General features: G+C 35.6%; 5 protein-coding genes. All 5 read right to left on the reverse strand.

The window, feature by feature from the left end:
* Positions 1 to 38: 38 nt before the first annotated feature.
* The 5 genes from OZP07_RS13200 to OZP07_RS13220 all read right to left on the reverse strand — a co-directional run bounded on the left by OZP07_RS13200 (position 39) and on the right by OZP07_RS13220 (position 12,522).
* Positions 39 to 4,133, reverse strand: a complete 4,095-nt coding sequence (locus OZP07_RS13200) for a hybrid sensor histidine kinase/response regulator transcription factor (RefSeq protein ID WP_281635451.1) — start codon at positions 4,131 to 4,133, stop codon at positions 39 to 41.
* A 108-nt stretch (positions 4,134 to 4,241) separates the two neighbouring features.
* Positions 4,242 to 7,358 (reverse strand): beta-galactosidase, LacZ type, encoded by a 3,117-nt coding sequence (lacZ, locus tag OZP07_RS13205; protein ID WP_281635452.1) that lies wholly within the window; start codon positions 7,356 to 7,358, stop codon positions 4,242 to 4,244.
* Positions 7,359 to 8,557: 1,199 nt separating this feature from the next.
* Entirely contained in the window at positions 8,558 to 8,893 is a 336-nt protein-coding gene (locus OZP07_RS13210; RefSeq protein WP_281635453.1) for an L-rhamnose mutarotase, read from the reverse strand.
* 21 nt (positions 8,894 to 8,914) lie between these two features.
* Entirely contained in the window at positions 8,915 to 10,834 is a 1,920-nt protein-coding gene (locus OZP07_RS13215) for a glycoside hydrolase family 97 protein (RefSeq protein WP_281635454.1), read from the reverse strand.
* 41 nt (positions 10,835 to 10,875) lie between these two features.
* On the reverse strand, positions 10,876 to 12,522 hold the full coding sequence (locus tag OZP07_RS13220; RefSeq protein ID WP_281635455.1) for an alpha-L-fucosidase: 1,647 nt from the start codon (positions 12,520 to 12,522) through the stop codon (positions 10,876 to 10,878).
* Positions 12,523 to 12,554 lie beyond the last annotated feature (32 nt).

Raw genomic sequence — 12,554 nt, forward strand, 5'->3', positions numbered from 1 at the left:
TAGTTTGATTTTTATTTTTTTTGAGTCAAAAACTATAATTAGGTTGACTTCCAGAAACTTTCATTCAATATGTATTTATTGTCCTTTACATTCTGATATTTCTTTTTAAACTCCGAAGGATTCATATTATAGAACTGCTGAAATTGTTTTCTAAAATATTTGATATCCCCAAAACCAGCCATCGATGCTGCCTGGCTTATCTGAAAATCGGTAGTGATCAATAAAGTCGCTACTTTTCTTAACCGCACATTACGCGTAAATTCATTCACCGACTTACCGGTAATTTTTTTAATTTTTTTGTAAACCAAAGAATGACTCATTCCCAATTCACTTGCCAAATCCCTAATATTAAAATTTTCTACATCTAAATTTAAATCGATAAGCTCTACAATTTTGTCCAGCAGTTTTTTATCTTCATCAGAGAGTTTTGGACTTGCTCCTTTTTTGGTGACTGAGTTGAGCATGAAATTCTGTTCACTGTCGCGCCGGGTAAGAATTCCATTTATTCTTGCTAACAAATAGTCATTATCAAATGGTTTTGTAATATAATCGTCAGCGCCAGCTTCGGCTCCTTTAAGCTTCACCTCTTCAGAAGTTCCTCCTGTAAGCAGTATTACCGGAATATGCTTCAGCTCTTCATCTGTTTTTATATGTTTGCAAAAAGCAACACCGTTCATTTCGCCCATTACCACATCAGAAATAATTAAATCGGGCTGCACATTTCGAATTATTTCCAATGCTTTTTCTGCACTTTCGGCAACAGTAACACTATATTTAGACGCTAAGATTTTCTTTAGATAATTTCTTATCTGAGGATTATCATCGACAACCAGAATACTTTTTGCAGTTTTTATTAAATCGCTTACATTTTCCGGTTCTTCGATTGTCTGCAATACATTTTCCAATACCATGGTATCTTCCAGAGCATCTTCCAAAAACAATGTTCTGTCACTTAAATCTTCCCTGATTTCTATATCGCCAAAATGTTCTTTTCCCAGCAGCAGTTTAACTTCAAAAACTGCTCCTCCATTTTCATTGTCACGGCACGATACTTTTCCAAAATGCTGGCTAACAAACTGTTTAACCAAATAAAGACCAATACCAAAACCTTTTCGATTGTTTTTTACATTGTTATTTGACTGATAAAACAGATTAAATATTTTGTCTTTATCAGCATCCTGTACTCCTTGTCCATTATCGATTACCTGAATAATGACTTCACCATCAGTAGAGCGCAGATTAACGGTAACCTTTCCGTTTTCCTTTTCGGTGAATTTTAAAGCATTTGAAATCAGATTAAATAAAGCAGTTTCGATCTTTTCCCTGTCTACATAAACAAGCAGCTTTTCTTCGGAAATACTGAAACTATAATCTATTTTCTTTGTTTTGGCATGAAGCACAAAACAGCTGAAAACCTCTTTACATAATTCAACAATATCGATCTGTCCTATTTTAAGTTTTCCAGTTTCGGTTTCCGTTTTTCTAAAAAGGAGCAGCTGGTCAACTAAACTCAGTAATCTTCTCGAATTGCTGTACACCATTTCGATAGCACCTGGATCTATCTGCTGATCGGTGCTGTAGATTATTTCTTTCAAAGGATTGATAATCATTGTTAAAGGCGATCTGAACTCATGTGAAATATTTGTAAAAAAGGTCAACTTTTTCTCATTCAGTTCCTTTTCCTGCTTTGCCAGATCCTGAGACAGCCTTACTTCATATTTGAGCTGTGACTGCTGACGCTGGTATTTATCTACTACATAAATTATAAAACCGATAAGAATAAAATATACCAAATATGCAAAACCGCTTCTGTACCAAGGCGGTAATATTGTGATAGGCAGTGAAATTGATTTAGAATTCCATACTCCCGCAACATTTGTAGATTTTATTTTCAGTACATAATCCCCTTCAGTCAGTCGGGAATAATTTGCATTTCGGATATTATCAACATAATGCCATTGCGAATCCCATCCTTCTAAAAAATAAGCATACGATATTTTTTCGGGCAGACTGTACTCTAATGCAGCAAATTCGATACTCAGCATTGATTCATCGTAAGGCAGTTTTAATTTATCAATCCCAAATACTCCTAAACCTGCCTGATCAAAAGCCTTATTATTTACTTTTATCGATGTTATTATCAGTTTTGGAAAACCATGAACCTGACTGTTTATTTTGGTATCAATAACATTAAAGCCTTTAATTCCTCCAAATACTATTTCTCCAGTAGAGAGTTTCAGACCGGCATTGTAATTAAACTGGTTGCTCTGCAGTCCGTCAGCATCATGATAACTGGTGATTTTACCGTTCTGTGCATTATATACAAATATTCCATTATAAGTACTGCACCAATATGTACCCGGCTTATCCTGAACAACATTTAAAATGGAATTATTCGGCAGGCCGTTTCTCTGAGTCAGGAACTTTCCTTTAAAAGTTTTAGGATCAAAAATCATCAGACCTCCTCCCTCAGTACCCACAATCATTTTTCTATTGGAATACGATACAATAGAGCGTACCGGATATTTTATTTCAATTTCTTTCCGCTGCATTGTTTTAGGATTCAGCTGAAATAATTCTGAAAAGTTTCCTATCCAGAGATTACCATTCACGTCTTGTGTCATCGAAATGATTCCTCTGATTTTTGCATCTGCAAAATCGAACTGATCCGTTGATTCATTATAACGGTACAATCCTTCTTCATCTGGCGAAGCGGCCCATAAAACATTGTCTTTACTGCGAAACAGCACCCAGATATTTTTTTGAACTGCTTGTATTTTAGGATTAAAAAGCTTGTATTTTTTAAAACTTCTGGTCTGAGCATTAAATAGACACACGCCTCCGCCATAAGTTCCAAACCATGTCCCTTTATTGTCTTTTACAATTGCTGTTACGAAATTATTCGTTAGCGAATTTGGATTGCCTGCATCATACGAATAATTGGTAAATGTATTATTCTTCCTGTCCCATAAACTGGCACCAGCTCCGTCTGTTCCTATCCAAAGATGACCGCTGTCCTGTTCTGATAGCGAAAGAATAAAATCACTCGGTAAGCTGTTTTTAGTTTTTTCATTTTTTGAGATCGTTGTAAAAGGACTTTTCCGTTCTTCAATAATATTAACGCCTCCGCGTAAAGTTCCGATCCAAACACGGTTTTCATTATCCTGGTATAAAGATGAAATAGCATTACTGTTTAGCTTTTCTTCATCCAGCCCTGCATTTAACAGAGAAAAAGAATCCGAAGCATAATTGTATTTTACTACCCCGTTACCATTTGTAGCAATCCACAGCTCTTTTCGGTCCGGCTTATACATCAAGTCTGAAACAGGATACTGAATTTCCTGATTAGTATAAACGTGGTATGCTTTACTTATGGTATTGTATTTCAGCAGGCCTTCATCAATTCCGACCCAGATATTTGAAAGCTTATCATACGTAACACAGCCTGCTGTTGTAACAGCAGAAAAAACTACAGAAAGTTTTTTTGCCGATGCATCCATAATCGCCAGCCCAACTCCCGGAACAGAACACCACAACTTACCGGAAGAATCAAAATCCATTCCCTGAACATGATAATCCCACTGCAGTTTTCCGTTTAAATATAGCGGAATCTGGATTATTTTTTTATGTTTCTCTGCATAATACAATAAACCGTTACCAGCAGTTGCGATATACATTTTTGACTTATAATCCTTAATCTGATTGACAACAAAATTTATTGGTTCACTTTTAGAAGTCTTAGCATTTACATATTTTTTTGTTGTAAACTGACCGCTCAGATAATCATAAACGCTTATCCCTCCTTTTGTCCCAATCCAAATCTCGTTTTGGGTCCCGCAAATACTATTAATTCTATTATTAATTAACGAATTAGAATCATTTGGTTCGTTTCTAAAACTCAAAAAATTATATCCGTCATATCTGCTTATCCCGTCATAAGTACCAAACCACATCAGACCCCGCTTGTCTTTATATACAGAAGTAACTGCGTTATTGGCAAGACCGTTTTTGATTCCAATATACCCAATATCATATTTTTTTTGTCCAAATTTTGCACTGGACGATCCTGCCATCTGCGGCTTAACAGCAAAATGGACAAAAAACATTAAAAATAATAGAATGCTTCTTTTCAAAATATACTATGTTTATGGTTACGGAGGTTCTTAAAAATCTTCAAAAATTAGAAAAACCTATGAATAAATCATAGGTTCCTCAGTACAAACATAAAGAAAAACATTAAATTAATTTATTAATGATATTGTATAGGAATAAATGTATTGTTTATCCAATAATCTATAGGCATCATGAGGCAGGCGTCCCCAGCTGTCATCACCTCCCACTCCTCTCTGCTTGTAATCTATATGCAGATAAACCGCTTCTTTAGAATCTAAATCCAAATCAGAAGGGTGGCGCTGCGCCTTTGTTTTTCCCGGATCCAAATCTTCTGCTGAAATATTCAGTGCACTGAAACCAAGTGCCTGCTGTCCTTCGACTTTCAAACCTTGCCCCGTACTGTTTTTTAAAGTAATCCATCGTACATCTGTTTTATAACCGCCTTCCTGCGGACGGATATAATTTCTGGTGTACTGATTGATCACATTATCCGAATATTCGCCAATAAAAGAAGCCGAATTTCTATCTGAATAATTCTCCCAAGGTCCTCTTCCGTAATAACTCAAATTATCAAATGCTCCATTTAACTTGGCGCGCATTCCAAAACGAGGGATTTCCGGAAGTTCTTTTCCTGCCACATCAATAGCTGCAGTAACTTTTATCGAACCATCATTTTGAATAAGATAATCAACTGTATAAGGAACATCTGCTTTAGCTAATTGATAAGCAACTTTTACAAGCAAACCTTCTGACGATTTTTTATCCAAATTAACGCTTATAACTTTTGGATCTTTTGAAGCTTCTTTCCAAACCGTCAATTTATTTTGCATCCCGCTTCCAAAATCATTATCTGTTGGAGCACGCCAGAAATAAGGTGCTGGAAAATTAGTAAAAATGGCTTTATCTGCATTTTTCAGATTATATTTTAAAATCTCTCCTTTTTGAAGATCAAATTCTCCAGCGATACTTTCAGCTTCAAAAGAAAGCACATTGTTTTTAACTGTATATTTCAGTTTTGAAGCACTCTTGGCAGCAATATTATTTTTAAAATAGGAACCTTTTCCAACTGCAAACTGTTCTCTTGCAAATTCATGTCCTTTGGCAACCAGAGGTGCATCATTTTTTGAAACAGCATAAACATTCACAAAATATTCTGAATTATCATCAATCGAACCCAGATCTAAAGCAGCTTTTTTGCTTTCCTCAGGTGCTGCATCCAGACTAAAATCTCCAGACTTCACTTTTGACCCGTTTTTAATCAATTCCCATTTAAAATCATAATCAGAAAGATTGGTGAAATTATAATGATTTGTTACTGTCAATTCAGACTGATTATTGAACTGAAACTGAATGTTCTGATATACTTTCTTAACCTCCAACAATCCCGGATGCGGAATTCTATTGGCAGACACCAAACCATTAGCACAGAAATTTTCATCATTATGTAATTTAGCACCGCCTAAATCTCCTCCGTATGCCCAAAATTCAACTCCTTTTTCATTTTTAGTTTTTATTCCCTGATCCACCCAATCCCAGATGAACCCGCCCTGCATGTGTTTACTGCTATTGATAATGTCCCAATACTCTTGAAAATTTCCGCTGCTATTCCCCATGGCATGCGCATACTCACACATAATGTATGGACGTTTTTTATCAGCATTTGCATAATCCTTCATACTTTTAATACCAGGATACATCGGACAGACAATATCAGTATCTCTATTTTCGCCTGCCTGCTCAAATTGAACCGGACGAGTTGAATCGACTTGTTTCAACCAATCGTAGGCATCATAAAAAACAGGACCATTACCACATTCATTTCCCATTGACCAAATTATAATCGAAGGATGATTTTTATCAAATGCAAACATTCTTTTTATACGGTCCAAATGCGCAGGAGCCCATTCTGGTAAATATGCCGGATGCTTTTTCTGATCGAACCAGTTTTGCCATTCGGCTCCCATTCCATGTGATTCAATATTAGCCTCATCAACCACATAAAAACCGTATTCGTCACACAAATCATAAAATTGAGTATCATGCGGATAATGACACATACGAATTGCATTGATGTTGAACTGCTTCATTAACTGAAGGTCTTTCAGCATTAGTTCTTTGTTTGGTACGTGCCCGTTTACTTCATCATGCTCATGGATATTCACTCCTTTTACCATAACGGCTTTTCCATTTACCAGTAATTGAGCTTCTTTGATTTCTACTTTTCTAAAACCGGTTCTTTTAGAAACGATTTCAAGAGTTTTTCCTTTACTGTCCAATAATGTAATGATGTATCGGTACAGATTTGGTGTTTCAGCATTCCATTGTTTTACATTTTCAATAGTTTTTGAGAAGCTGATTTTCGGCTCTTTTTCGTTTACTTTTTTACTTTCAGAATAAACTGTTGTTCCTTCTTTATCAAACAGTTCTACTTTGACTGAAGTATTCTTTATTTTATTATTTACAAAAGACTTTAGAGTAACATCCAGATTGAAAATCCCGTTTTTATACTGATTATCCAAATCACTTTTTACAAAATAATCCCAAACAGTAGTTCTTGGCATTGCCTGCAGATAAACATCACGCTCAATACCGCTTAATCTCCAGAAATCCTGATCTTCCAGATAACTTCCGTCATGCCAGCGGATAACCTCAACTGCAAGTACGTTTTCACCTTTCTTCAAAAGAGAAGTAATATTAAACTCGGCCGGTGTTTTAGAAGCTTTGGTCATCCCTGCTTCTTTTCCGTTTATATATACTCTGGCATAACCGGAGATAGAACCAAAATGAAGTATAATTTCTTTGTCACTCCAAGAATCTGCGATGGTAAAAGTACGTCTGTAAGCTGCTACAGGATTATAATCACCATTAATAAAAGGAGGATTCTTTGGGAACGGATAAGTAATATTAGTATAAATAGGAATATCATACCCCTGCAGTTCCCAGTTTGAAGGTACTTGGATATTTTTCCAGCTGCTGTCGTTCAGCCCAGGCGAATAAAAATCTGCTGTTCGCTGTGATGGATTTTTAACAATATTGAATTTCCAAAGTCCGTTCAGACTCTGATACAATTCTGATTTTTGTGGATTATTATCTTTTAATTCAGCTTCATTACCGAATAAAAGAAAGGAACTTCTGCCCGCTTCTTTTCCTCTGTCTAATATTTGAGGATTTTCCCATTCATTATTCTGGGCAAAATTACTTTGCATGCCTAAAAACAGAACAGCTGCTAAAAAAATTTTCTTCATTTAACTTATCTTGATTATTTAAATTTTAATTCTGAGACATCATAAAAAAATGTCACTCCAAATCGACCTTATACATGATTATATACAAAAACCTTCCTAAATATTTGACTAAAACATAAAAACAAAGTCTCAAAGGAATGACAAATCCTGAATCACAAATTTAGATAATCAAGTAAAAGTCAAGAGGGGCATTCCGACATACTATAAGGGACATATTGGTATTTGTCCCCCTTTTTTGAAAAAAACGTCTCAGTTTACAAAACACTTTCTTTAACTTTAAATAATGACTCCCAAATAAAAAATTTACTGCCATTATACTAGATAGCAGAATTTTTCATTTCTTGTATAAAAAATGCTTTTTACAAAAGCAGGCGATCAGATATTTACATCTGTTATTTTACTGTTCAGATTCTAAATTGATTTATTTATGAAAAAAATCATTACTGCATTTATATTTCTTTTTTTTACTGTCAAATGCAAAGATGCATGCACAGACAGTTAATCCAATCAGCTGACAAAATCTGCAGACAGTTTACTTACCTGCCCGTTTATACCGAATGAACCGGGCATCTCGATTTTAATTGCCAATAAAAATGGTAATTATTTATAAAAAAGCTTTTAGAAGTGCAGCTATTGAATAACTCATTGACAATGAATTAAAAACAAAACGGATTCACCATGAAGACCAGGTAAGCGGTTTTACTGCACTGGAAGAATATTATCCGAATAATGAAACTTATATCGCTATTTTAACCAATCAGTTATCCGGCGAAGACACTACCGACTTCACCGATAAAAGATTCCGTTTATTTGATAAGATTTTAATTGGCAATCGGAAAGCAGTTAGACAAAGACATTGTCTTAAATCATTCAGTCAGTGATAACTATTTAGGCACCTATTCGATAACTTTCAATAACATTACCGAAATGCTTACCATTTATAAAAGAACAAAAAATTATACATGGCTCTTTCGAACGGATCAGGCAGACACATGTTACTGCAGCCATTATCAGAGACAAGTTTTATTTACCTGATGCAAAAATAATACGCCCTACATGTGAATTTTTACTTGAAAACGGCAGTGTGCAAAACTTATTTTTACTCAGGAGAAAAAACATGAATGGGAAAAAATTAAATAATATTCAAACAATTAATTAGACACCAATACTGCATCCGATAAATTGACTAAATAATCCCATCATAATTTAAAAATCTGTTCCATTGGCAGCCATTTTTCACCGTCTTTCGCTCCCGGAGGTGCCTGCTGAAATTTCCACATTAATTCCTCCCACTCCTGCACTTTTGGATTGCCGGCATCCATCATCTGTTTTCGTTCCGGAGTATAGGTTTCGTCCACTTCCATAATCATAAACAATCGGCTGGAAAGGATGTAAATCTCCATATCTATAATCCCAGATTCAGAAATACTTGCTTTAATTTCAGGCCAGACTTCCTGATGATACTTTTTATACTCCTCAATAAGAGCAGCGTCATCTTTTAAATCACAGGCGTAACATAATCTTTTTGTACTCATAAATTAAATTTTACTACACATTTATTTTTTTTCCAGAACAGCGGTAAATCCTCCTCTCGGAAGACATTCCACATTCAAAACATCTCCTTTTTTTACTGTTTTTGTTTCGACAGCAAATGACTTATCATTTTCTCCGTCCTTAATAAGCTTTAATTTAAAATTACCTGTACCAAGGAAATCAAAATTTATTTTTAATGTTTGTAATTCATCCTTGCCATTAAGCCCTCCTAGATACCATATATTTCCTTTTTTTCTGGCAGTTATAATTCGCTCTCCTGGATAACCATCAACAAGTTTTATATCATCCCAGCTTACAGGAACATTTTTTAAAAATTCTTTTGGCTCCAAAGGCAGACTATTATAAGCTTCGGGTGTATCTGCAAAATGCTGAAACCCTGATTCGAAAACAACCGCCAATGCAAGCTCATGAGCATAAGTGGTAATATGAGGATGCTGTGTATTTGAGAAAGTTACCGGAGTATAATCCATAGATCCCACAACATTTCGTGTAAAAGGAAGCGTTGAATTATGCTGAGCCGCCTTGGCCGTAAGTGTTGATTTATTATTATACCATTCGGCTCCATAGACTGCTTCGGTAGTCATTAAATTTGGATAAGTCCGGGCCCAGCCTCTTGGAACAGTTGCTCCATGAAAATTTACCATTAAATGATATTTTGCAGCATCTTTTAAAATATCAATGTAATATTTCATCATGTCCTGCTGGTCTCCTGCAAAAAAATCAACTTTAATGCCATAAACTCCAATTTTATTAAGCCACTTAAATTCTTCAGCCCGCTTTTCAGCTGTTAACATATGGTCAACTGGAGTTGGTTCAAGCCATGATGTTCCTGAATTATACCACATCAGTGGCTTGATTCCTTTACTTTTGGCATAATTTGCAGCATCAGCTATATTTCCTCCATTACTCATAGCATCCCATTCCCAATCAATTAAAGTGTAAGGCCATTTCATTTCTGCGGCCAAATCTATATATTCAGCCACTTTTTTATAATCTTTTGATCCATGATTATTAGCCCAATAATTCCAGGAAACTGCACCTGGTTTTATCCAATTCGTTTCCTTCAATTCATTAGGTTTACTAACATCTGTAATTAAAGTCGACTCAACAATATCAGACAGCTGGCCAATTATTAGCGTATGCCATTGTGAATTCCAAGGCAGCATCGTTTTAACTCCTGTCTGCTTGAAATTATCTCTTGGAGAAGCATACGTTACTTTGTACTCATTTGAGTTTTTAGAATTGTTCAATTTTGCTGCACAGTTATTTTCAGAAATACCTGCTTCAGAAATCAGCATCCATACATTATAATCATTTGATTTCAATAAAGCTGGAAAACCCCATTCCTGCTTATTTGCCTGGCCGTTTTCCGAAAAAAGAAAAAAATCCTCATAAGACTCCGTATATTCCTGCATCCAGCGTTTAGCCGCTGAAGCAAAAACATAAGTCGTGGCCTCATCAACAATAGCAACCGGAGAATCTGATTTATCAGGAAATTCATAGCGAAATGCTACACCATCGTTATAAACTCTAAAAACAATATTTATCGGCTTACTATTTGAATTTAGATATTTAAAAACTTTTTCAATACCCAAATTAGTACACACTTTTCGCTTTCCGGTAATCATCTCATATTTCTGGTTTACCTCTTTAGACGGAGATACACTTACAAATTTAAGGTTATCGGTAAACTGCTGATCATCTCTGACAATACCCATTGGTGAATTGGGCAGGACTTCAATATATTCTAATTTATTTTTATACAAAACTTTAAAATATACCTGACCAGACAATTTATCATCTGATTCTTTTTTTGAAGTAATAATTACCTTAACTTTTTGATTTGGAGACAAAATTTCCTGAGCATTTATTGAAAACAGACCCGAAATAAAGAGACAGAATATTAAACAAATGTATTTCATAGTTTTTTTTAATGCTTTAATAAATTTGAAATTCGCTCACCTTATGAAACAATCTCCAATGCATTCGCAAAAGAAGCCTCTGGTTTTTGATTAGGAAAACGAACTTCTAGTCCATTGTCGTTCTGTGTAAATTCAAGCTTCTGTCCTGTGCTTACTAACTTAACCTGTTTTATGTTTTTTGTATAATAACCCGCATTTTTTCCTAAACTTTTAATCAAAACAGCACCATTTTCTGGCCATGCCATTACCGTAGCAAAAAGGGTTTTACCTTTTTGCACAAACCGAATATCTTCGGCTGTATAAGGTTTTCCTTTGCCTTCGTTAAAACCCTGAGCGGTCAAAGCTCCTGCGCTTTCCTGCTGCGGACCTTCGCCAAATATTTTCCATGGACGCGTACCGTAAATACTCTCGCTGTTTGCTTTCATCCAGACACCTATTTCTGCTACAATTGCACGTTCTAATTCGTCAATACTTCCATCACCGCGCACAGGAATATTCAGCATTAAATTTCCGTTTTTGCTCACTACATCTATCAGTGTATGAATAACAGTTTTAGCCGATTTGTATCGTTTATTATTATACACACCACGGTCATAATGCCAGTTACCGATACAAGTATCTGTCTGCCAAGGCAAAGGCTCAATTGAATTACTTTGTCCTTTTTCGATATCCCAAACCATGGTTTTTCGTTGCTGTTCCGTTAGTATTTTACCAGTAACAACAGTCTGTACCGTTTTATTTTTCTTTAAACTTTTGTTATACAAATGTGCCGCTATACGCAAACCTGCATCACTTACAGGCCATAATGGCAAAGCTGTATCATCAAAATAAATTAAATCAGGATTGTACTTATCTATTAAATCGATGGTTCTGTCATGAAATTTTTCTGAATAAGCTGAAGAAGGCACTGAAGCTCCATCACCCCAATCCCATTGGCTGTGAACAGATGACTTTTCCGAAGGTTTCGCACTTACCGGATGGTTCTGTGCATATAAATCCTGAGGATCTAAACCATCCCACCAAGTTCCTGCTCCATCTGCCTTAGTCAAAGTTCCATCATAGGAAACTCCTGCTAATGGCCCTTCTTTGTCAGCTCCCTTTGAAGTATCAAACCAATTCCAAGCATGTGCGGCATGGACACTTACTGCAAAATGGAGATTAGCTTTGCGCGCTGCTTTTTCCCACCCAGCAATAATATCTTTTTTAGGTCCCATTTTTGTTGAATTCCAATTGGGCTGATGTTTACTGTCATACAAATCTAAATTATCATGATGGTTTGCCATTGCCATAAAATATTTAGCTCCGGCATCTTTATATAAATTAACCAGTTCTTCTGGGTTCCAGTTATCGGCTTTCCAAACATTGATAACATCTTTAAAACCAAACTTTGAAGGATGTCCATATTTTTCAACATGAAATTTATACTGTCTTGATCCTTCCTCATACATTCCTCTCGCATACCAATCTCCAGCTTCCGGCTCACATTGAGGGCCCCAATGTGCCCACATTCCAAACTTAGCATCACGGAACCAATCGGGAACTATATATTTACTGAGAGAATCCCAAGTTGGTTCAAAAGGACCTTGAGCAGCTACCGCATTTAATATATGGGATTGTCCCAATAAAGGAGATAAGTAAAGTCCAGCTAAAGCTGACGCACCAAGTTTTAGAGCATTTCTTCTGTTCATCTTTATATGATTTTAAAATAATTTATATATTT

The sequence above is a fragment of the Flavobacterium marginilacus genome (genome assembly GCF_026870155.1).
Taxonomy (GTDB): Bacteria; Bacteroidota; Bacteroidia; order Flavobacteriales; family Flavobacteriaceae; genus Flavobacterium; species Flavobacterium marginilacus.